This window comes from Kribbella sp. NPDC003505 (assembly GCF_040610875.1).
In the GTDB taxonomy this organism is placed as follows: Bacteria; Actinomycetota; Actinomycetes; order Propionibacteriales; family Kribbellaceae; genus Kribbella.
In genome coordinates this window covers 182,414-203,472 of the sequence record NZ_JBEXNA010000005.1, presented here as the reverse complement: position 1 = coordinate 203,472, position 21,059 = coordinate 182,414, and the positions used below count along the sequence as shown (strand labels likewise).

Below are 21,059 nucleotides of genomic sequence, written 5' to 3'. Positions count from 1 at the left end.
GCCGGTGCGGTGATGGCGGGGAGCGGCGTACACACGGGCGGCTGTTACGCGCAGGCAGGATGTGGTGAGCGCGGCCGTGGTAAGCGCGAGGCAGAGGTGGCGTGAGGCAGAGGTGGCGTGAGGCAGAGGTGGCGTGAGGCAGAGGTGGCGTGAGGCAGAGGTGGCGTGAGCGGAGTGGCGCGGTGGGGCAGGTGGCGCGCACGGGGTCGGGTGGGCGGTGCGCACGCGGGGTGCGCACGCGGGTTGGGTGCGAGGTGGGGTCGGGATACGACGCAGCCCCCGGCGCGTGTTGTGCCGGGGGCTGCGGGTGCTGGGGTCCTGCTACTTCCAGGGTGGAAGCAGGGTCTGGATGATGCCCGGCAGGTTGATCAGCGGTGTCGTCGGGAACGGCCACGGCCAGGACGGCGTGGTCGGCGTCAGTGAAGGCAGCACCGTGGGCGTCGCAATCGGCGAGTTTGACGACGACGGCGGAGGTGGCGTCTTCAGGTTGGTCGGTGGTGCGGTGGACTCGCCCACGATGGTGGTGTTCGGCACCTTCGTCGGCAGGGTGGACGGCTCCTGGGTGCTGGAGCCGACCGGTGTCGGGATCGTCGTCGACGCCTCCGGGCTCGACGACGCCTTGACCGGGTTGCTCGACTCGGCGCCGGTGCCGGGCGTGGTGCGGCCCGGCTTGGTGTTGCTCGTGGTGCCGGTGCCCGGCGCGCCGGCCGGTTTCGGTGACGCGCACTTCGGGCACGCCGCCGAGGTGAGCTGCGTCAGCTGCTCGATCGTGGCCAGCGCCTCGACACCGGACTTCAGTGATTCCGGCGGGAGGTTCGGCGTCGCCGCCACCAAAGCCTGGCGGGCACTGGTGATGAACGAGGTGATCGCGGTTCGAGCTCTCGTCGCCGTTCTGCTGGTACGAGGCGAGCAGTCTGGACACACCCTTGCGGGCCTGTGCCGAGAAGTCGTCCAGGGTCGCGTTGATCGTGCCCACGGACCCGCCGTTGCCGGCCAGCTCGCGGACTTCGGACAGTCGGGTCATCGCGTGCTCGAGATCGCGCCGGCCGCGGGAGTCGTCGCCGACCCCGACATTGGTCGCCACGTTCTCGATGCTGCGCTTCATGCCGTACAACGTGTCGCCGGGCATGGCCTGCTGCGCGGCGGCGGCCGAACCGATGCCACCTCCGAGCAGCACCAGCGCGGCGGTGCTGGCCACCAGGCGGATCCTCCGGCCCTGGCGGCGACGGATAGCTGTCACGGACGCGCCAACGTCCTCGCTCCCCGGCGGGTCGTCCGAGTCGTCTGGTGCGGTGTGCACCGTCAGCGGAGTCGCAGTGGTCGCCGCGCGCGCCGCCGCCTGCTCCAGCAGGCGGTGCCGCAGCTCGGCACTGAACTCCGGTCGCGGTGCAACTGCGCCGGCGGTCCTCAGCCGTCCGACCAGTTCCACAGCTTCCAGTAACTCGGGGTCGTCGCCCAGTCGCGTGGAGTGACGGGGCCCGTGATCGACGGCGTGCGCGAAGGCCTCCGCGCGCGCTCGAGCCCTGTGTAGGTCACTCATGAGTTCTCGTTCTCCTCAATGGCCAGTCGGGGTCACCGACAGGTCCTCACCAGGCAAACGAGGTAACTCCCTGACGGGTTACGAAAGACGTTCGTTGTCATCCGCCTCATCTCAAGTCCTTGGGGATAACCTTCGCCAAGTGCCGTACGGCCCTCAGTTGCAGTTGCTTGACGGCGCCTTCGGATTTCTCCAGCGCCCTGGCCGTCTCGGCGATCGACAGACCGGCGAAGAACCGCATCGTCAGACAGTCGCGTTGCTCGTCGGGCAGGCCGGCGACCGCGTCCCGGAGTACCTCGGCGGTGGCCGCGGCCAGCACGTCGATCTCCGGACCCTCGGTCTGCCGGTCGTGGGTCTCGATCTCGTCCGTGACCACTTCGAGCCGGACCCGGCCGGACTTGTAGTGGTCGGTGATCAGGTTCCGGGCGATCGTCACCAGCCAGGCGCCGAAGTCCCGGCCCTGCCAGCGGAACGAGTCCAGTGCGCGCAGCGCCCGGACGAAGGTCTCGCTGGTCAGGTCCTCGGCGAGTGCCGACGACGACACCCGCGCGTAGATGTAGCGATAGACGGTGAGCGAGTACTCGTCGTACAGCTCGCCGAAGGCACCGACGTCCCCGGCCTGGGCGCGATCGACGAGCTCCGCACGTCGCATCCCGTCCGGGCTTGGTTCCGGCGTGGTCAAGTGTTCTCCCCGTTCAACTGACACGTCGTTCGACACATCCGCGAATGGCCACAGCGACTGGACAGCACCGAACGTTACTGCTCGGGCACGTACTGTCAACAGGCTGGGGCGTGCCGCCTTCCGTCCGGTCCGATGGTCACGAATGCGCCAGCGGACTGCCTCCGTCGACGGAGCAGTCTGCTGTCGGGGGTGTTGCATCGCGCATGAGGTCCCCGCGCGGCCGGGTTTCTGCAGTGTGAGGTTCAGCAGAAGCGCGCCCGCGAAGTCACCTGTATATCGGTGGTTACGCTCCGCTGCAACCATTCTGTGCAAGACGGTCGGTCCCGGGCCGGATCCCCGGCGTGACAGACTCGCCTGGTGATGGTGAATTTCGCGGACATTCTTCGTGACACAGCGCAACGTCACGGCGAGCGTCCCGCGCTGGTCGACGGGGATCGGCGGCTGACCTGGGACGAGCTCGACCAGGCCGTCGACCGGACCGCGCAGGGCCTCGCCGCGGCCGGCCTGGTGCCCGGGTACCGGGTCCTGCTGCTGGTGGCCAACAGCATCGAGTTCGTCACGTCCTACCTGGGCATTCTCCGCGCCGGGCTGGTCGCCGTGCCGCTCAACACCGGGCTCACCGAGGCCGAGCTGGCGACCGTGACGGCGCACTCCGGGGCCCGGCTCGCGATCGCCGGACCGGGGCTCGCGGACCGTTTCGAGGGCATCCGGACGGTGGCGCCCGACGAGCTCCAGGGTCACGCTCCGTTACTTCCGTCGATCGACCCCGAGACGCTCGCGGTACTCCTCTACACCTCCGGAACCAGCGGAGATCCGCGCGCGGCGATGCTCACCCACCGGGCGCTCGCGGCGAACGTGCGGAACCTCGGCGAGCTCGGCGAGGACCGGATGGGCCCCGACGACGTGGTGCTCGGCGTGCTGCCGATGTTCCACGCGTTCGGTCTGAACGCGGTCCTCGGCTGGGCGGTCGCGACCGGCGCCGCGCTCGTCGTCGAGCAGCGCTTCGACCCCGAGCAGACCCTCGACCTGATCCGCAGGTACGGCGTGACGCGGCTGCCGCTCGCTCCGCCGGCGCTGCACGCCTTGCTGACCCGGACCGATCTGCGCGACGCCCTCACGACAGTGAAGGTCGTGCTGACCGGCGCCTCCAGCCTGGACCGGGCGCTCGCGGACCGCTTCGAGCAGGCCAGCGGTCACCACGTGCATCAGGGGTACGGCCTGACGGAGGCGTCCCCGGGGGTCACCACGACGCTGGGCGAGGCCGAGCCGAAGCCGGGCTCGGTCGGCCGCGCTCTGCCGAACGTCGAGATCCGGATCGCCGACGAGCGGGGCGAGGACGTGGAGGGCGACGACCCCGGCGAGATCCTGATCCGCGGCGGCAACCTGTTCTCCGGCTACTGGCCGGACGGCGTCGACGGGCCGGACGCGGACGGCTGGTACCGGACCGGAGACGTCGGATTCCTGGACGGCGACGGCGACCTGTTCCTGGTGGACCGGCTGCGCGAGCTGATCATCGTGTCCGGGTTCAACGTCTTCCCCAGCGAGGTGGAGGACGTGCTGGTCGCGGCTCCGGGGGTCCGGGAGGCCGCGGTCATCGGCGTACCGTCCGAGGAGACCGGCGAGGCGGTGAAGGCGTTCGTGGTGCCGTTGCCGGACGCATCGGTCGACGTCGCGGCGGTCCGCGAGTACGCCGGGAGCCGGCTGGCGCGGTTCAAGTGCCCGGTCGAGATCGAGGTGGTGGAGAACCTGCCGCACTCGGTCACGGGCAAGGTCGCGAAGGGCCGGCTGCGGGGTGCGGACCGATGACCAGGGTGGTGATGTACGGGAAGCCGGGCTGTCATCTCTGCGACGACGCCCGGGAGATTATCCGGGCCGTCTGCGCCGAAACCGGTGCGGAGTGGAGCGAGCTCGACATCACCCAGGACGACCGTCTCTTCGCGCAGTACGGCGAACAGATCCCGGTCACCTTCGTCGACGGCAAGCAGCACGACTTCTGGCGCGTCGACGCGACCCGCCTCCGGAAGGCCCTTACTGCTTAGCCTGGTCGGCGCACGCCAGACGAATCCGGCATCCGGACCGGCCCAACAGCAGGGGATAACCCCGACGCGGCGGAGCCTGAAAACGGCGACCGGAGACCTGAAGTGGTAGGCGGAGACCTGTCAGGCCAGGTCCCCGGTCGCCGCGTCTGGTCCCAGGTCACACGGCCGGTCCCAGGTCACCACTCCCGGGCCCGAGTCACCACGGCCGGTCCCGAGCCGGGTCCGCAGTACCCACGGAAACGGCGGCCGAGCCGGATTTCCCCTGGAGCCGGCGGTGAGGTTGGCGGCGAACGGAGAGCGCGAGGGAGGTCCGCCACATAGGTACATGGATGCGGATGAGTGTGCCGCGTCACTTTCACCGATTTTGTTCTCACGTTCACAAGCTCCTAGAGTAAGAGAGCCGCCGGCCGTCAGACCGCGGTGAACCAACCGCTCCCAGGAGAATTGTGACGCGTGCCAGCAGCCGTCGCCCCGGCCCGCCGACGAGAACCGAACGCGGCATCCCCGAGGCGACTGTCGCGCGCTTGCCGGTCTACCTGCGGGCCCTGACCGCACTCTCGGACAGTGGCATCGCGACCGCGTCGAGCGAGGACCTGGCGACCGCCGCCGGCGTCAACTCGGCCAAGCTCCGCAAGGACCTGTCCTACCTGGGCTCCTACGGCACCCGCGGCGTCGGCTACGACGTGGAGTATCTGCGGTACCAGATCGCCCGCGAGATCGGCGTCACCCAGGACTGGGCCGTGGTCATCGTCGGGATCGGAAACCTGGGCCACGCGCTGGCCAACTACTCCGGCTTCGGCACCCGCGGCTTCCGGATCGTCGCCCTGCTGGACGCGGACCCGAACCTGGTCGGCGAGCGGATCGGCGACATGGAGGTCCGCGACTTCGCCCAGCTCGAGGAGATCGTCGAGGCCGACCGGGTCTCGATCGGGGTGATCACGACGCCCGCCGGTCCGGCGCAGGAGGTGTGCGACCGGCTGGTCGCCGCCGGCGTCACCAGCATCCTGAACTTCGCGCCGGTCGTGCTGTCCGTGCCCGACGGCGTCGACATCCGCAAGGTGGACCTCTCGATCGAGCTCCAGATCCTGGCGTACCACGAACAACGAAAGTCCGGAGAGGCGGCGCTCCCCCAGGTGCCCGAACTACCAGCGATGAACGGCCTGACGGATCTCCCGAGTGTCGGGGGAGGTGTCGGCGCGTGAACGAGCGGAGCGAGTTCACCGTTCAACACCGTGCGGTTCGTGCCTCATCGGCGCCCGGAGCGAAGCGAGGACGCCGATGAGCTATCTGGTCGTCGGCATCAGTCACCGTTCCGCTGCCATCGACGTGCTGGAGCGGGTCGCCCTCGACGCCGAGGCGGCCACCAAGCTCGCTCTCGCGGTCGGCAGTTCCTCGGCCGTCGCGGAGTCCGCGGTGCTTGCCACCTGCAACCGCACCGAGGTGTACGCGACGGTCGACCGGTTCCACGCCGGGATGGACGAGGTCACCGCGATCCTGTCCGACGTCACCGGCGTCCCGCTGCTGGACCTGGCCGAGCACCTGTACGTGCACTTCGAGGAAGGCGCCGTCGCGCACCTGTTCCAGGTCGCGGTCGGGCTGGACTCGATGGTCGTCGGCGAGAGCCAGATCCTCGGCCAGGTGAAGGAGACGCTGCGCGTCGGTCAGGACCTGGAGACCGTCAGCACCGACCTGAACGCCCTGTTCCAGCACGCGTTGCGGGTCGGCAAACGGGCCCGCACCGAGACCGGGATCGACGCGGCCGGCCGCTCGGTGGTCTCCGCCGGGCTGGACGCGGTCGGCGGCTTCGAGGGCCGCCGGGCGCTGATCGTCGGCGCCGGCTCGATGGCGTCCCTGGCCGCGCAGACCCTGGCGAACGGCGGCGCCCGCAGCGTGACCGTTGCCAACCGCAACTACGATCGCGCGGTCGCGCTCGCGGACCGGATCGGCGGTACGGCGGTCCGCCTGGCCGACGTACCGGCCGCGCTGCACGACGCCGACCTGGTCGTGTCCTGCACCGGCGCGCGAGGCGTCGTCCTGACCGAGGAGATGATCCGCTCCGCCGCGGACGGCCGGCCGCTCGGCGTGCTGGACGTCGCGCTGCCGCGGGACGTCGCAGCGGAGGCGGCCCGGATCCCGGGCGTCACCCTGATCACCCTGGCCGACCTGATCGGTACGGCGGGCGGTAGCCAGGCCGACATCGACGAGGTCCGGCGGATCGTCGGCGAGGAGACCGGAGCGTTCGAGGCGACCCGCCGGGCCGCCTCGGTGGCGCCGACCGTGGTGGCGCTGCGGGCGATGGCGAGTTCGCTGGTCGACGCCGAGCTGGCCCGCCTGGAGCGGCGGGTGCCCGGCCTCGACGAGCACGAGCGGCACGAGGTCGAGCGGACCATCCGCCGCGTCGTCGACAAGGTGCTGCACAACCCGACCGTCCGGGTGAAGGAGCTCGGCGGCGACCCGGGCGGACCGACGTACGCCGACGCGCTGCGGCAGCTGTTCGCGCTCGACCAGGCGGCCGTGGAGGCCGTCACCGCGCCGAAGGGGAGTGAGCAGGCATGATCCGCCTCGGTACCCGCCGCTCCAAGCTGGCGACCGCGCAGTCGACGATCGTCGCCGACCAGCTCCGGGCCCTCGGCCACGAGGTCGAGCTCGTGCTGATCACGACCACCGGGGACGTCAACCGCGCACCGGTCGAGCAGATCGGCGGCACCGGCATCTTCGTCAGCGCCCTGCGGGACGCCTTGCTGGCGAACGAGATCGACGTCGCGGTGCACTCCTTGAAGGACCTGCCGACCCAGCCGGTCGACGGCCTGACGCTCGGCGCGATCCCGGTCCGCGAGGACCCGCGCGACGTCCTCGTCGCCCGCGACGGCCTGACCCTCGGCGAGCTGCCGCACGGCGCCCTGATCGGCACCGGCGCGGCCCGCCGGGTCGCACAGATCGACGCGCTCGGCCTCGGGGTCGAGTGCACCGGGATCCGCGGCAACGTGGACACCCGGATCGGGCTGGTCACCGACGGCAAGCTGGACGCGGTGGTGGTCGCGCGGGCGGGGCTGGCCCGGCTGGGACGGCTCGGCGAGGCGACCGAGACGCTGGACCCGATCCAGGTGCTGCCCGCCCCCGGGCAGGGCGCCCTGGCGATCGAATGCCGCGCGGACGACACCGGCGTACTGGCTGCGCTGGCTCCGCTGGAGGACCCGGCCACCCGCGCGGCGGTGACGGCCGAACGGCAGCTGCTGGCCACCCTCGAGGCAGGGTGCACGGCTCCGGTCGGCGCGCTCGCCGAGGTGGTCGAGGGTGAGGACGGCCCCGAGTTGTGGCTGCGGGGCGCGCTCGGCCAGGACGACGGCGTACGGCGGCTCAGCGCGAACGGGCCGGTGGACGACCCGGTGTCCCTCGGCAAGGCGCTGGCGAACGAGTTGCTGGAGCGAACATGACACCGGCACAGGGCACGAGTACGGCGGCCCATCAGCAGGCCAAGAAGACGGCCCACAGGACGAGCAGGAAAACGACGAGGGCGAAGGCAGACGTGAGCGCGAAGACAGCCGCCACCGCGGCACCGCAGAAGGCCGCGACCAGTACCGTCAAGCAGACCAAACCGCTCGGCCACGTGACATTCGTCGGCGTCGGTCCCGGTGACCCGGCACTGCTGACGCTGGCCGGCCGGGACGTGCTCGCGAACGCCGACGCGGTCGTCGTCGAGGGACCCGAGCACGACGCGTTCCTGAGCTACTGCAGGCCGGGTGTCGAGGTCGTGGACGGCTCCGGCGCCGAGGGCAGCCGCGCGCTGCGCGTCGCCGCCCGCGCCCGTCTGGTCGTGAAGACCGCCAAGTCCGCGGCGAACGTCGTCCGGCTGCTGAGCGGCGACCCGTTCACCTTCTCCAGCGGCGCCGAGGAGGCGGCCGCCTGCAAGAAGGCGGGCATCGCCTTCAACGTCGTGCCGGGTGTCAGCGAGGTGAGCGCGGTCCCGACGTACGCCGGGATCCCGCTGACCATGAAGGGCGACCGCGAGGTCACCGTCGTCGACCTCGCCGAGAACAAGCTCGACCTGACCCGCCTGCAGCCGAAGCAGACGCTCGTCCTGCTGAACGCGATGGACGTCCTGAAGGAGACCGTCGGCGCGCTGGTCGAGGCCGGCTTCGACGCTTCCACGCCGGTCGCCCTGACCGTCGGCGGTACGACGACGTCGCAGACCAGCGTGGTCGGAACGCTCGAGACCATCGTCGCCGACCTGCGCGCGGCGAAGGTGACCGGCGAGGCCGTGGTGGTGGTCGGCGCGGTCGTCGAGCAGCGCGAGGCGCTGTCGTGGTTCGAGACCAAGCCGCTGTTCGGCTGGCGGATCCTGGTGCCGCGCACCAAGGACCAGGCCGGTCCGCTGATGGACCGCCTGCGCCGGTACGGCGCGATGCCGGAAGAGGTCCCGACGATCTCGGTCGAGCCGCCGCGCAACCCGCAGCAGATGGACAAGGCGATCCGCGGCCTGGTCGAGGGACGCTACGAATGGGTCGCGTTCACCTCGGTCAACGCGGTCAAGGCGGTCCGGGAGAAGTTCGACGAGTACGGGCTGGACGCGCGGGCGTTCTCCGGGCTGAAGATCGCGGCCGTCGGCGACAAGACCGCCGAGGCGATCGGCGCCTGGGGCATCCGTCCGGACCTGGTCCCGTCCGGTGAGCAGTCCGCCGCCGGGCTGGTCGAGGACTGGCCGCCGTTCGACGAGGTGCTGGACCCGATCAACCGGGTCTTCCTGCCGCGCGCCGACATCGCCACCGAGACCCTGGTCGCGGGCCTGACCGATCTCGGCTGGGAGGTCGACGACGTCACGGCGTACCGGACCGTGCGGGCCGCCCCGCCGCCCGCGCCGACCCGCGAGGCGATCAAGTCCGGCAAGTTCGACGCGGTCGTGTTCACCTCGTCCTCGACGGTGCGCAACCTGGTGGGCATCGCCGGCAAGCCGCACGCGTCGACGGTGATCGCGGTGATCGGCCCGGCGACGCTGAAGACCGCCGAGGAGCACGGCCTGCGGGTCGACGCGATGGCCGAGACCCCGTCCGTCGAGGAGCTCGCCGACGCTCTCGCCCGGTTCGGCGCCGACCGGCGTGACACCATGGTGGAGGCCGGGGAGCCGGTCACCCGTCCGTCCGAGCGTCGCCCGGGTTCTCGTAGAAAGAGCTGATGCTGTGCCTGGTTTCCCGGAAGTGAGGCCCCGGCGGCTCCGGTCGTCGGCGGCGATGCGTCGTCTGGTCGCGGAGACGGTGATCGAGCCGCGGCAGCTGATCCTGCCGATGTTCGTCCGGGAAGACGCCCGGGAGCCGATCGCGATCAACTCGATGCCGGGCGTCGTCCAGCACACCCGGGACACGGCCCGCAAGGCGATCGCGGAGGCGGCGCAGCTCGGCCTCGGCGGCGTGATGCTGTTCGGCGTACCGTCGTCGAAGGACCCGCAGGGATCCGGCGCCCTGGACCCGAACGGCATTCTCAACGTCGCGATCCGGGACGCGGTGTCCGAGGTCGGCGACGCACTGCTGATCATGTCCGACCTCTGCCTGGACGAGTTCACGTCGCACGGGCACTGCGGCGTCCTCGACTCCGCGGGGCGCGTGGACAACGACGCGACGCTGAAGATCTACGCCGAGATGGGCGTCGCGCAGGCGACGGCCGGCGCGCACGTCGTCGGGCCGTCCGGGATGATGGACGGCCAGGTTGGTGTGGTCCGTCAGGCGCTGGACGCGGCCGGCTTCATCGACACCGTGATCCTGGCGTACGCCGTGAAGTACGCGTCGGCGTTCTTCGGCCCGTTCCGCGAGGCCGTCGACTCGTCGCTCACCGGCGACCGGAAGACGTACCAGCAGGACAACGCCAACGCCCGCGACGCGATCCGCGAGGTCGACCTCGACATCGCCGAGGGCGCCGACATCGTCATGGTCAAGCCGGCCCTCGCCTACCTGGACATCATCCGCCAGGTCCGCGACCACGTGAACGTGCCTGTTGCCGCCTACAACATCTCCGGCGAGTACGCGATGGTCGAGGCCGCCGCCGCCAACGGCTGGATCGACCGCGACCAGGCGATCCTCGAAACCCTCACGTCGATCCGCCGCGCCGGCGCGGACACCATCCTCACCTACTGGGCCGCCGAAGCCGTCCACCTCCTCGGCAACAGGTAACCAACCCGGCGCGCCGGTCGAGGCCGGGCGGGTCGCTTGACTTCCTCGAGCCTGGTTGGTTCCGTCGAGCAGCATGACGGCGATCGAGGGGTTGCGTACGGCGGGGGAGCTGGGCGATGCCGAGGCGGTGGGTCGGCTGTTGGCCGATGAGGTGGTGTTCCATTCACCGCTGACGGATCGGGTCACGTTCGTGGGACGGGACGAGGTCGTCGCGTTGCACCGTGACATCTTCGCGGTGCTCGAGGACATCAGGACGAGTGAGCCGCTCACGTACGGCGACCGGCAGGCGTTCTCGTTCCGGGCGCGGGTCCGGGGCGGCGTCGAGCTCGAAGCGATGAATCTGGTGCGGACCGACGACGAGGGCAGGATCGTCGAGCTGACGGTGTTCATCCGTCCGCTGCCGGGTCTCGCCACGCTGTTCGCGACACTCCCGCCGCGGGTTTCCGCCCGGCGTCGAGGGCCGCTCGTCGGCGGGCTGGTGGCGTGTGTGGCGCGGCCGCTCGCTTTCGCCTTCCGTACGGCGGATCGGCTCGCGCCGCGCTTTCTCTAGCGCACGATCGTGTAGTCGGACTGGGTGAAGCCGGCCTTCAGGGTCCGGGTGGCGTTGTGGTTGAGGGGGATGTCGGCGGGGACGGGGCCGAACAGGGGGATGCCGGCGCCGAGGAGGACGGGGGCTGTGGTGATGGTGAGCTCGTTCAGGAGGCCGGCCGCGAGGAAGGTCTGGATGGTGGCCGCGCCGTCGGCGTAGATGCGTTGGGCGCCGCGGTCGTCGAGTGTCTCGACCAGGGCGTCCAGGGTGCGGTGGACGAGGATACGGTCGTCGGTGTCCGGGTCGAGCGTGGTGCTCAGCACCTCGACCTGCTTGCCTTCGTACGGCCAGCTGTCGAAGGTGCAGGCCAGCTGGTACGTGTTCCGCCCGAGGACGACGGTGTCCACCGACGCCAGGAACTCGTCGTACCCGGTCTCGCCGGCGTGCTCGGCCCGGCTGGTGAGCCAGTCGATGGAACCGTCGGTTCGCGCGATGTACCCGTCGAGGCTGGTGGCGATGAACGCGGCCGCATGGAAACTCACACACCCATTTTTCCACGCGGCCGCGAGCCGTTCCCTCGCCGGTGGCCGGTCGGCACAATGGCAACGGGGAGGAGACGGTGGCGGCTGAGTTGTTGCCGATCGTGGCTGACACGCCGAGCGAGCAGCCGACGATGGGGTTCCAGGCGTACGCGGAGGCGATCGCGGCCGCGATCCGGGGCGGGTCGCCGCCGCAGTTCACCGTGGGCATCTACGGGTCCTGGGGCAGTGGGAAGTCGTCGCTGCTGAACGCGATCCGGGCCGAGCTCGCGAAGGACGCCGGCGTGCTGACGGTGCCGTTCGACGCCTGGCGGTACGAGCGGGCCGAGCACATCGTCGTACCGATGCTCAACGCGATCTACAGCGCCAGCCCGGGGCTGAACGACCCGAAGCTGACCGAGAAGGTCCGGTCGGCGCTGGCGTCGGTGGTCCGCAGCGTGACGATCAGCCTCGGCCCGGTGAAGGTCGACCCCGGCGCGGCGTTCGCACCGGCGGCGCCCGACGCGGGGTACGCCGCCGCGCTCGACTCGGCCTACGTCCGGCCGTACCAGGACCTGCGGGCGATCGCCGGCGCGCTCGGGAAGCGGCGGATCGTGGTGCTCGTCGACGATCTGGACCGGTGTTCGCCGGCCAAGGTGGTGTCGTTGCTGGAGGCGATCAACCTGGTGCTGGACGTGCCGGGGTTCGTGTTCGTCCTGGCGCTCGACTACGACGTCCTGGTCCGCGCGGTCGCCGCGAAGTACCCGTACGCGTCGGGGCACGTGTTCATCGAGAAGATGGTGCAGGTCCCGTTCCGGGTGCCGCGCCTGGACATCCAGGCCGGCGTCTTCCTGAACGAGTTGGTGCCGGGGTGGAGCCCGCCGAAGGGATCGCTGCCCGACGACTTCGGCGGCATCGCGTACGACGTCGCCACGCTGGGGCTCGCGGTGAACCCGCGGCAGGTCAAGCGCTTCATCAACTCCTTCCTGCTGCTGCTCCGGATCGCCGGTGTCCGCGCCATCTCGGCGAACCCGCGGCTGATCGCCGGCCTCGTCGGACTGCAGCTGCGCTGGCCGGCGGAGTACCAGGACCTGACCGACGCGGTGTACGCCGAGGACGACGACCCGCTGTCCGCGCTGCAGTCGACCGACCAGCCCGATCTGGTCAGGTACGCGAAGGCGTTCTTCGATCCGGCGCCGCGCGTGGAGGAGCTGCGGGCGGTGCTGCACCTGACCGAATCGGTGGCGCAGCCCGAGTCCGCCAGCGGTTTCCAGACCGGTGAGTACGCCGTCTCGCACGTCAGTGCCCAGGATCTGCGTGACATGGCGGCCAGGGAGATCCGGGCGTCCCTGCTCGAGAAGGGCTTCACCGAGTCGGCGCGCGCCGCCGGGGTGTATCTGCACGAGAACCTGCCGTACCACCGCGTGCGGATCGGCAAGACTGTCGTCCGGTTCGAGGTCAAGGACGTGAACGGCAGGTGGTCGCTCGGCCTGTCCTTGTGGCTGACGAAGGCCATGCCCGAAGCGGTCAACCTGATCGGCAACTTCGCGGACCTGCGGCGGCGGACGAACAAGGGCGCGCGCAGGATCCGCGAGCTGCCCCCGGAGGCCGAGCGCGACTTCGGCTGACGGTCAGCCCTTCAGGCCGGTCTGGGCGAGGCCCTCGACGAACTGGCGCTGGGCCAGGACGAAGATGATCAGGACTGGCAGGGCGGACAGCGTCGCGGCGGCTAGCTGGGTGTTCCACATCGGCCCGCCGTACGCGTCGACGTACTGGGTGAGGGCCTGCGGGACGGTGAACTTCTGCTTCGAGGACAGGAACACGATCGGCTCGAGGTAGAGGTTCCAGCTGTGCAGGAACGTGAAGATCGACACTGCCCCGATCGCCGGCCGGGCCAGCGGGAGGCAGACCCGCCAGAACAGGCCGAAGCGACCCAGTCCGTCGACCCGGCCGGCCTCCTCCAGTTCGGAGGGCAGCGTGATGAAGAACTGCCGCATGATGAACGTCGCCAGCACGCTCGGCGCGCCGAGCATCGGGATCAGGATCAGCGGCCAGTGCGTGTCCACCAGGCCGAAGGCGTCGAACATCCGGTACAGCGGGATGATCGTCACCTCGTTCGGTACGAGGAGACCGCTGAGCACGATCACGAACACGATCCCGGCGCCGCGGAACCGGATCCGCGCGAACGCGTATCCGGCCAGCGCCGACACGGCCAGCGTCCCGACGGTCACGAGCAGCGCGATGTAGAGGCTGTTCAGGTACTGCCGGCCGAACGGCTGCAGCTCGAACACCTGGCGATACGCGTCGAGCGTGGGCGACGCCGGCAGCAGCGACGGCGGGAACGCGAAGATCTCGGACACCGGCTTCAGCGAGGTCGTCGCCATCCACCAGATCGGGAACACGAACGGCACACAGCAGACCATCAGTACGCCGTACACCACCAACTTAAGCCTCATGGAACACCCACCTACGACGCATCCGCCATTGGACGACGGTCAGCACCAGGACGATGAAGAACAGCAGCAGCGAGAGCGTCGCGCCGTAGCCGAAGTGATGGAACTGGAACGCCTGCTGGTACAGGTAGTAGACGAGCACGGTCGTCGACGTCTCCGGCCCGCCCTGGGTCAGCACGGCGATCTGCGCGAACACCTGCAGCGATCCGACGATGGTCAGGATCATCGTCAGCAGGATCGTCGGACTGATCAGCGGCACAGTCACCCGCCGGAACCGTGCCCACGCGGACGCGCCGTCGATCCGGGCCGCCTCGTACAGCTCCGCGGGGACACCCTGCAGCGCGGCCAGGAACAGCACCATGTTGAGGCCGACGTTCTTGAACAGCTGGACCACGATCACCGACGCCATCGCCGTACCGCCGGAGCGCAGCCAGTTCGGCCCGTCGATGCCCAGCAGATCCAGGAAACCGTTGATTCCGCCGTTGTCCTGGAGCAGGAAACCCCAGACGATCGTCCAGGCGACCAGCGTCACCACGACCGGCGAGAAGAACAGGGTCCGGAAAATCACCGTTCCGCGCAGTTTCTGGTTCAGCAGCACGGCCAGGAACAGCGCGAGGCTGAGGTTCAGCACCACCAGACCGATCGAGAACACACCTGTTGCCCTGAGCACCGGACCCAGCCGGGCGTCGGACGCCAGCGCCGCGTAGTTGTCGCCGCCGACGAACTCGAACGTCCCGCCGAGCACGTTCCACTCGTGCACGCTGTACCAGACCACCAGTCCGAGCGGCACGAGAACGAAGGCCACGATCCCGGCGAGCTGCGGCAGGACCATCAGCCAGCCGGCCAACGTGTCCCGCCGCCGCATCGTCCAGTACGGCGCGCGCTCGGCCGGCGCCACCGGAGGCGCCGGCTTGTCGAGGAGCAGGGTCATTTCGCCAGCAGGGGGTTGATCTTCGAGCAGACGCCGGACAACACGCTCTTGACGTCCGCGTCCGGCTTCCACAGCGGATCGAGCGCGGCGCGCACGGTCTGCTGCACCTCGGCGTACCCCGTGTGGCTGGGCTTGATCGTGCCGTTCTCGATGCCCTTGACCACGACGCTGTCCAGTTGGGCCGGCTTGAGCAGCGGGTTGGCCTTGGCCAGCGTGGCGGCGTTCAGCTGCGACTTGCGCGGCGGCGGGAAGAACTGTGCGAGCTTGGCGGAGTTCTCCGCGTTGCTGAAGTACGCCAGGAACTGCTTGGCGGCGTCGGCGTGCTTGCCGCGCTTGAAGACGCCGATCCCGGCCTGCCCGACCACGGAGTACTCACCCGACGGGCCCTTGGGCAACGGCACCAGATCCCAGTGGAACTTGGCCTTCTCGAGCAGAGCCGCGCGGCTGATCTGCGTCACCACCATCGCCGAGTCGCCGGCGTAGAAGTCCTTCGTCACACCAGGCCCCGGCATGCCCTTGTCGGTGAAGATCAGCTTGTGGACGAACGTCATCGCGTCCACCATCTCCGGCTGGTCGAACTGGCAGGTCTTGCCGTCCTCGCTCCACGGCCGCGCGCCCCAGCCCGCCCAGATCGCGTTCAGCGTGTCCCAGCCCTTGTAGTCGAAGTCGCCGACCACCAGACCGCCCTTGCCACGCGCCTGGACGGCGGCCGCGGTCTTGGCGGCCTCCTCCCAGGTCCACGTCCCGGAAGCGATCTGCTGGGCCGGGGCCGGCCGCCCCGCTGCTTTCACCAGGTCGGTGTTCACGAACACCCCCAGCGGCGAGGTGGAGAACGGGTAGGCGTACAGCTTGCCGTCCTTCTCCCAGTTGGCCGTCGTGCTCGGCAGCAGGTCGGCGTCCTTGTCGATCGGCTCGAGCGCGCCCGAGCTGACGAAGTCCGGCGCGTTGCTCTCGAAGATCCACGCCAGGTCGGGCACGTTGCCGCCGCCGATCTGCGTGGTCAGCGTGGTCGTGTAGCTGTCGAACGGGATCGACTCGAAGGTGATCTTGCCGATCTCCGGGTGGTCCTTCTTGTAGGCAGCGGCGATCTGGTCGAACAGCGCGACGTGCTTGGCGTTCGCGCTCCAGATCGTCATCCGCAGGTCGATCGGCCCGCTGTCACCCGAGCCCGAGCCGGAGCCGGACCCGCCCCCGCAGCCGGCCGCCGTCAGCAGTGCCGCGGCGGTCAACGCCGCTGTCAGGATCTTCATGGGAGTCCTCCATCAGTAGCCGGCGACGGCCGGCCAGGCGAGTTCGATGCCCTGAGCAACCAGGCGGTCCTGGAACTCGGCGAGCAGAGCAGGGGTGTTGCGGACCGCCCGCGGCGCGACGCCGCGGTCGAGGCAGTACGCCGCGAGCGCGCCGGCGGACTCGCCGATGTTCCACTCGACGGGGTGCAGCCGGTAACAGCCGTTGGTGATGTGCGTGGTGCCGAGGTTCTTGTTCGCCGGCAGCAGGTTCTCGACCCGTTCCGGGAGCAGGGCGCCGAGCGGGATCCGGAACGGGCTGCTCGCCACGTCGATGTAGTTGTCGCCGCCGGTCGACGGGTGCAGGTCGATCCGGTACATGCCGACGCCGACGCTGTCGTCGTACTCGACCGCGCCGCGCTCACCGCGGACCGCGACCGACAGATCCTGCTCGACGACGGTGTACTCCGCCTTGATCCGCCGGGACTCGCGGATGTACGGCGCCTGGGCCAGACCGTCCGTGGATCCGACCACATCCGCGCGCAACCGCAGTCCGGGGAAGCCGGTGCCGCCGTCGGGCCGCGGCGCCTCGGTCTGCAGCCAGTACAGGACGGAGTGCGAGAGCTCGCGCGCCGCCGCGAGATGCTTCGCCGCGTCCGGTACGTCGATCACCGGGCCCTCGAAGTAGTCGATCATCGGCCAGTTCACCAGGCAGATGTCGCTCGCGTACGTCCCCGGGACGAAGTGCCGGCGGGCGGCGATCCGGCGGAACGTCCACAGGTTCGTGTCACCGCCCGTCCGCCGCTGGTCCGCGACCACCGCGAGCGGATCGTCGTCGGGGTTCGGCGTGAAGGTCCGCCGTGAGGCTTCCAGGGTGCGCGGGTTCGGCGCGGTCCAGGACAGCAGCCGATCACCCCAGAACGACGGCTGGTAGTTCCGCCAGAACGCGTAGTTGGCCGGCTTGTCCCCGACCTGATCGCCGTCCACGTGGTCCACCGCGAAGCAGTACGAGACGGCCTGCATGTTCAGCGGCTGCGCCTCAGCGGGTGCACTCGGCTCGCCGGTCTGGCTCTGCGCCTCGAACCCGGTGACGTACTCCGTCCCGGTCAGCGGCAGCAGCTCGCCCGTCTCGGTCGCGTCGAGGATGTACGGCGCGGTCAGCGTCAGCCGCTCTTCGGTGTCGCGATGCTGCACGGTGACCGCGGTGACCCGGTCGCCGTCGGTGTCGGCCGCTACCGGACGGTACGGCTGCAGGACCTGGAGCCGGCGACCGGCCCGGTACGGCGCGAGCATCGCCTCCAGCACCGCGAGCGCGACGCGTGGCTCGTGGCAGAGCTTGGACACGTAGCCGGCGCCCGGATTGAGGTGGGCAGCGGCCCGCGACGCCTCGGTCAGCGGGTAGTGGCGGCGGTAGTAGTCACGGATGCCGTCACGCAGCGCCCGGTACGACGCGGTGACGCCGAACTGCTCGACCCACGTGTGCTCGTCCGGCGGGACGGCCTGGCTGGTCAGCTGGCCGCCGAGCCAGTCGAACTCCTCGGTCATGATCACCGAGCGACCGGCACGCAGCGCGGCCAGAGCCGCGGCGACGCCGCCGAGTCCGCCGCCGATCACAAGGACATCGGTATGCATTCAGGCACCTTCGGGTGGAGTGAGTGTGATTCCGTCGGTCAGTTCGCAGGGCAGCAGCAGTTGCTGCTCGGTGGCCGTGCCGCTGAGGACGGCCTCGAGCAGCTCGACCGCACGGACGCCCATCGCCCGCCGCGGGACGTGGAAGCCGGAGAAGTCCAGGTCGCTGGCCGCGGCCCGGGTGGCGTCACCGAGCGCGACCACGGACAGGTCCCGCGGTACGTCGATCCCGCGCTCGGCCGCCGCGGCGTACAGCGCGATCGCGTCCGCGCGCTCCTCGACGAACGCGGCGGTGATCCGGCGGTCCAGCAGGTCGTCGAGCACCTCGCCCGGCGGGCGGTCGAGCGTCGGCAGGTGCGGCGCGCGCGGGCCGGCCGCCGCCCGGAAGCCGCGCAGCCGGTCGGCCGACGACTCGGCGCCCTCGCCGAGCCCGACGAACGCGATCCGCCGGTGCCCGAGCGCCTGCGCCCGCTCCGCGACCGTCCGCGTGGCCGTGCCGTAGTCGGCGCCGACGTACGGCACCGGGCCGCCGGCGTCGTCGCGGCGGCCGACCGAGACGAACGGGTAGTCCTCGGCGATCAGCCGGGCCAGCTCGTCGGCCGGGATCTCGCGCCCGAGCAGCAGGCAGCCGTCGGCGATCCGGAGCCGGTTGTTCTCGTGGAAGATCCGCCGGTGGCCGTCGGTCACCGGAGCGCTGGTGAACAGCAACAGGTCCCACCCGAGCCGCTCGGCGCGGTCCTCGATGCCGGCCAGGAACGGGTGGTAGAAGTCGCCGCTCGCACTCGGGAACACCGACTCGTAGGTGAACACGCCGAGGATCTGGTTGCGCTGCTTGGTCATCCGGCGGGCCAGCGGATCGGCCTGGTAGCCCGTCTCGCGGATCACCTTCAGCACCCGGTCGCGGGTCTCGGCCGGGATCCGCGCGCTCGCGTCGCTGCGGTTGTTCAGCACCAGCGAGACGGTCGTCTGGCTGACCTTGGCCAGCCGCGCGATGTCGCGCTGGGTGAGTCGGGCGGTCGCCTTGTCCGGCATCGATCGATCCTTCGCAGTAATACGGATTGCCGGGGACATTAGAACACGTCCCCGAACGGCGTCAAGGGCTCGGTGCGGCTGCTAATTCGGATTACTAAAGCCGAGGTCTTGACCACGACTGGTTCGGCGCAGAAAACTCGCCGCAGTTCCGATCGTCGCGAGGAGAGCGTCCATGCTGAGTCGCCGCCACTTCACCGGCCTGGCCGCCGCCGCCGTCGCGGCCCCGTTCGTGCCGGCCGGCATCCAGCCGGCCGCGGCCGCGCCGGACACTCCGGGCTTCGGATCGGCGTACGACGCCTGTCCGCCGGACCCGACCGCCGTCGTCCTGGGGTCGCCGGGCTTCGAGGCCGGCGCGGACGCGACCGCCGCGCTGCAGGCCGCGGTCGACGAGGCGTCCCGGCGCGGTATCGCGAACCGCCTCGGCGACATCCTCGGCGGCGCCCGCGACTTCCCGCTCGGCGACGGCGGCGGTGTCGTCTTCGTACCGCCCGGGACCTACACGCTGTCGGCCCCGATCGACGTGCACGACTCGGTCCGCATCATCGGCTTCGGCCGGTCCCGGCCGCGGTTCGTGCTCGCTCCGAACAGCCCTGGGTACGCCGGTACGGCGCCGCGGGACGTGTTCTCGTTCCGGCGCCGTCCCGTCGGCGGTCCGGTCACGTACGCGAACAACGACACGTTCGGATCCGGTCTGATCAACGTAGACATCGAGATCGGCCCGGGTAACCCACGGGCGATCGCGGTCCGGTTCGGCGGGGCCCAGTTGTGCCTGCTGCAGGACCTCGACCTCGACGTGGGTGACGGCTGGGCCGGGATCGACCACAACGCGAATCTGATCCAGCGGGTCCGAGTCCGTGGCGGCGCGGTCGGGTTCAACGCCTACGCCGCCTCTGCCGGCTGGCCTACCACGCTGCTGGACTGTCGCTTCACCGGGCAGCGCGAGACGGCCGTCCGTGCGAACAACGACGCCAAACTGGTGGTCGTCCGCACCGTCCTGGCCGACGCGCCCCGTGGGGTCGAGTGCGTCCCCGATCAGTTCCTGCATCTGTATCTGCAGGGCTGCGTCCTCGAAGACGTTGCCGAGGGCATCGTCATGAACGACAGCGACCAGCTGCCCGGAGCCGCCGATCCGCGGATCCTCAACAGCAACCAGCTCAACCTGGTGACCAGCGTCGTACGCCGGACCCCGACCGTGCTCGCGCTGGCGCAGAGCGGTCGCCGGGTACCGGCCCGCGACGGTGGTATCGACCTCAGCTACGGACTGCGGATCATCGATGCACTGTCGGCGCGCGAGGCGCGGTCCGGCGGGGTGGTGATGTCGCAAGGAGCGCCCGGCCGCGATGTGCCGAGGAGCGACGTTCCGGATCTGCCGAGCGTGACGACCTGGGTCAGCGTCGCCGACGTGGCTGCGCGGATGGGCCGGACGATCGGCGCGGGCGCTGACGATCTTCCCGTCTTCCAGGAGGCCGTGGACCGGCACGAAACCGTGTTCGTCCCGATCGGCGAGTACGTGCTCGCCGGGACGTTACGACTGCGTCCCGGCTCGAACCTGATCGGTCTGCATCCTCGCCAGACCTGGCTGCGCACCCCCGACGGCACGGCGTACTTCGGTGATCCGGACCGGCCGCGCGCACTGGTCGAGACGCCGCTGGGCGGGCGCAACATCGTCCACGGCCTCGGTCTGGACACGGCCCGGAACACGCCCGGCGCGGTCAACGTCAGCTGGCGATCGGGCCGCGGGTCGTACCTCGCCGACATCGCCACCCAGTTCGTGAAGTGGCACCCGGACGACGTGCCGGGCGGCGACCCCGGCTACACGTACAAGGGCAAACACAAGTACGGCGTCTGGGTTCGCGGCGGCGGGGGAGTGCTGTCGAACATCTGGAGCTCGAACGGCTGGGCCGACAACGGGTTGCTCGTGGAGCAGTCGTCCGTGCCGACGTCGGCGTACGAGCTCTCGATCGAGCATCACCAGCACCGCGAGGTCGTCCTCCGGCAGGTCTCCGGCTGGCAGTTCTTCGGGCTGCAGACCGAGGACCACATCTACGGCTGGCAGTCGCAGGCCCTCGAGCTCGACCGCTGCCACCACCTGCTGTTCGCCAATTCCGTCTTGTTCCGGGTCGCGACCGTCCTCGGCCCGTACCCGTACGGCGCCGGTCTGCGGGACTGTCACGACATCGTTTTCCGCGGTACTCGGGGCTACCGCGACAAGACCCCCGAGTTCACCCAGTGGGGCGCCGCGGTCGCCGACGTCCGGAGCGGCCGCAGCGTGCCCGATCCCGAGTTCGCTGTTCTCACCGTCCGCTGAAAACTACTTCAGGAGCT

Annotated in this window: 18 protein-coding genes and 1 pseudogene; 10 read left to right on the top strand and 9 right to left on the bottom strand. The window is 70.2% G+C overall.

The features are described 5' to 3' along the window. Positions 1-321 precede the first annotated feature (321 nt). The 3 genes and pseudogenes from ABZX12_RS18875 to ABZX12_RS18865 all read right to left on the bottom strand — a co-directional run bounded on the left by ABZX12_RS18875 (position 322) and on the right by ABZX12_RS18865 (position 2,219). Positions 322-831 carry a hypothetical protein gene (locus ABZX12_RS18875; protein ID WP_355695461.1) on the bottom strand — a complete coding sequence of 170 codons (510 nt, stop codon included), beginning with the start codon at positions 829-831 and terminating at the stop codon, positions 322-324. Positions 832-970: 139 nt separating this feature from the next. After that, positions 971-1,105: pseudogene (locus ABZX12_RS18870) on the bottom strand (hypothetical protein); the annotation flags it as partial. 541 nt (positions 1,106-1,646) lie between these two features. Next, positions 1,647-2,219: a sigma-70 family RNA polymerase sigma factor gene (locus tag ABZX12_RS18865; RefSeq protein WP_355694669.1), complete on the bottom strand. Its 573-nt coding sequence runs from the start codon at positions 2,217-2,219 to the stop codon at positions 1,647-1,649. 360 nt (positions 2,220-2,579) lie between these two features. Between ABZX12_RS18865 and ABZX12_RS18860 the strand changes: the two genes are divergently transcribed. The 8 genes from ABZX12_RS18860 to ABZX12_RS18825 all read left to right on the top strand — a co-directional run bounded on the left by ABZX12_RS18860 (position 2,580) and on the right by ABZX12_RS18825 (position 10,966). Beyond that, entirely contained in the window at positions 2,580-4,025 is a 1,446-nt protein-coding gene (locus ABZX12_RS18860) for an AMP-binding protein (RefSeq protein ID WP_355695442.1), read from the top strand. Then, positions 4,022-4,258 carry a glutaredoxin family protein gene (locus ABZX12_RS18855; RefSeq protein WP_355694667.1) on the top strand — a complete coding sequence of 79 codons (237 nt, stop codon included), beginning with the start codon at positions 4,022-4,024 and terminating at the stop codon, positions 4,256-4,258. Before ABZX12_RS18860 ends, ABZX12_RS18855 begins: the two co-directional genes overlap by 4 nt. A 446-nt stretch (positions 4,259-4,704) precedes the next feature. Beyond that, positions 4,705-5,460: a redox-sensing transcriptional repressor Rex gene (locus tag ABZX12_RS18850; RefSeq protein WP_355694665.1), complete on the top strand. Its 756-nt coding sequence runs from the start codon at positions 4,705-4,707 to the stop codon at positions 5,458-5,460. Between the two features lie 76 nt (positions 5,461-5,536). Continuing rightward, positions 5,537-6,814, top strand: coding sequence for a glutamyl-tRNA reductase (locus ABZX12_RS18845; RefSeq protein ID WP_355694663.1), 1,278 nt, complete (start codon positions 5,537-5,539; stop codon positions 6,812-6,814). Further along, positions 6,811-7,692 carry a hydroxymethylbilane synthase gene (gene hemC, locus ABZX12_RS18840; protein ID WP_355694662.1) on the top strand — a complete coding sequence of 294 codons (882 nt, stop codon included), beginning with the start codon at positions 6,811-6,813 and terminating at the stop codon, positions 7,690-7,692. The genes ABZX12_RS18845 and hemC overlap by 4 nt, the downstream gene beginning before the upstream one ends. Beyond that, entirely contained in the window at positions 7,689-9,428 is a 1,740-nt protein-coding gene (locus ABZX12_RS18835) for a uroporphyrinogen-III synthase (protein WP_355694660.1), read from the top strand. Before hemC ends, ABZX12_RS18835 begins: the two co-directional genes overlap by 4 nt. Before the next feature lie 22 nt (positions 9,429-9,450). Further along, positions 9,451-10,416, top strand: coding sequence for a porphobilinogen synthase (gene hemB / locus ABZX12_RS18830; RefSeq protein ID WP_355694658.1), 966 nt, complete (start codon positions 9,451-9,453; stop codon positions 10,414-10,416). A gap of 73 nt (positions 10,417-10,489) precedes the next feature. Beyond that, on the top strand, positions 10,490-10,966 hold the full coding sequence (locus ABZX12_RS18825; protein WP_355694657.1) for a nuclear transport factor 2 family protein: 477 nt from the start codon (positions 10,490-10,492) through the stop codon (positions 10,964-10,966). On the opposite strand, the gene ABZX12_RS18820 is transcribed toward ABZX12_RS18825, so the two are convergent. Next, positions 10,963-11,487, bottom strand: coding sequence for a dihydrofolate reductase family protein (locus tag ABZX12_RS18820; RefSeq protein ID WP_355694655.1), 525 nt, complete (start codon positions 11,485-11,487; stop codon positions 10,963-10,965). The two genes, ABZX12_RS18825 and ABZX12_RS18820, sit on opposite strands and share 4 nt — an antisense overlap. Positions 11,488-11,564: 77 nt before the next feature. On the opposite strand from ABZX12_RS18820, the gene ABZX12_RS18815 reads away from it, so the two are divergent. Beyond that, the gene (locus tag ABZX12_RS18815) at positions 11,565-13,091 is read left to right on the top strand and encodes a P-loop NTPase fold protein (RefSeq protein WP_355694653.1); all 1,527 of its coding nucleotides are present in this window, start codon (positions 11,565-11,567) and stop codon (positions 13,089-13,091) included. A gap of 3 nt (positions 13,092-13,094) precedes the next feature. Here the strand turns inward: ABZX12_RS18815 and ABZX12_RS18810 are convergent, their stop codons facing one another. From ABZX12_RS18810 to ABZX12_RS18790, 5 genes are read right to left on the bottom strand one after another with little or no spacing between them, the layout of a single operon-like run. Then, the gene (locus ABZX12_RS18810) at positions 13,095-13,919 is read right to left on the bottom strand and encodes a carbohydrate ABC transporter permease (RefSeq protein WP_355694651.1); all 825 of its coding nucleotides are present in this window, start codon (positions 13,917-13,919) and stop codon (positions 13,095-13,097) included. Beyond that, positions 13,909-14,847, bottom strand: a complete 939-nt coding sequence (locus tag ABZX12_RS18805; RefSeq protein WP_355694649.1) for a sugar ABC transporter permease — start codon at positions 14,845-14,847, stop codon at positions 13,909-13,911. The genes ABZX12_RS18810 and ABZX12_RS18805 overlap by 11 nt, the downstream gene beginning before the upstream one ends. Continuing rightward, complete coding sequence (locus ABZX12_RS18800) at positions 14,844-16,097, bottom strand: sugar ABC transporter substrate-binding protein (RefSeq protein WP_355694647.1); 1,254 nt, start codon at positions 16,095-16,097, stop codon at positions 14,844-14,846. The genes ABZX12_RS18805 and ABZX12_RS18800 overlap by 4 nt, the downstream gene beginning before the upstream one ends. 12 nt (positions 16,098-16,109) lie before the next feature. Further along, positions 16,110-17,705 (bottom strand): FAD-dependent oxidoreductase, encoded by a 1,596-nt coding sequence (locus ABZX12_RS18795; RefSeq protein ID WP_355694645.1) that lies wholly within the window; start codon positions 17,703-17,705, stop codon positions 16,110-16,112. Further along, positions 17,706-18,734, bottom strand: coding sequence for a LacI family DNA-binding transcriptional regulator (locus ABZX12_RS18790; protein WP_355694643.1), 1,029 nt, complete (start codon positions 18,732-18,734; stop codon positions 17,706-17,708). A 172-nt stretch (positions 18,735-18,906) separates the two neighbouring features. Here ABZX12_RS18790 and ABZX12_RS18785 point away from each other — a divergent pair, with 172 nt between their 5' ends. Beyond that, the gene (locus ABZX12_RS18785) at positions 18,907-21,042 is read left to right on the top strand and encodes a glycosyl hydrolase family 28-related protein (RefSeq protein ID WP_355694641.1); all 2,136 of its coding nucleotides are present in this window, start codon (positions 18,907-18,909) and stop codon (positions 21,040-21,042) included. The last annotated feature ends 17 nt before the right edge of the window (positions 21,043-21,059 follow it).

Coding starts and splice junctions, on each gene's coding strand:
- ABZX12_RS18860 (WP_355695442.1), top strand. CDS start 2,580: ATGGTGAATTTCGCGGACATTCTTCGTGACACAGCGCAACGTCACGGC.
- ABZX12_RS18855 (WP_355694667.1), top strand. CDS start 4,022: ATGACCAGGGTGGTGATGTACGGGAAGCCGGGCTGTCATCTCTGCGAC.
- ABZX12_RS18845 (WP_355694663.1), top strand. CDS start 5,537: ATGAGCTATCTGGTCGTCGGCATCAGTCACCGTTCCGCTGCCATCGAC.
- hemC (WP_355694662.1), top strand. CDS start 6,811: ATGATCCGCCTCGGTACCCGCCGCTCCAAGCTGGCGACCGCGCAGTCG.
- ABZX12_RS18835 (WP_355694660.1), top strand. CDS start 7,689: ATGACACCGGCACAGGGCACGAGTACGGCGGCCCATCAGCAGGCCAAG.
- ABZX12_RS18825 (WP_355694657.1), top strand. CDS start 10,490: ATGACGGCGATCGAGGGGTTGCGTACGGCGGGGGAGCTGGGCGATGCC.
- ABZX12_RS18810 (WP_355694651.1), bottom strand. CDS start 13,919: ATGAGGCTTAAGTTGGTGGTGTACGGCGTACTGATGGTCTGCTGTGTG.
- ABZX12_RS18805 (WP_355694649.1), bottom strand. CDS start 14,847: ATGACCCTGCTCCTCGACAAGCCGGCGCCTCCGGTGGCGCCGGCCGAG.
- ABZX12_RS18800 (WP_355694647.1), bottom strand. CDS start 16,097: ATGAAGATCCTGACAGCGGCGTTGACCGCCGCGGCACTGCTGACGGCG.
- ABZX12_RS18795 (WP_355694645.1), bottom strand. CDS start 17,705: ATGCATACCGATGTCCTTGTGATCGGCGGCGGACTCGGCGGCGTCGCC.
- ABZX12_RS18790 (WP_355694643.1), bottom strand. CDS start 18,734: ATGCCGGACAAGGCGACCGCCCGACTCACCCAGCGCGACATCGCGCGG.
- ABZX12_RS18785 (WP_355694641.1), top strand. CDS start 18,907: ATGCTGAGTCGCCGCCACTTCACCGGCCTGGCCGCCGCCGCCGTCGCG.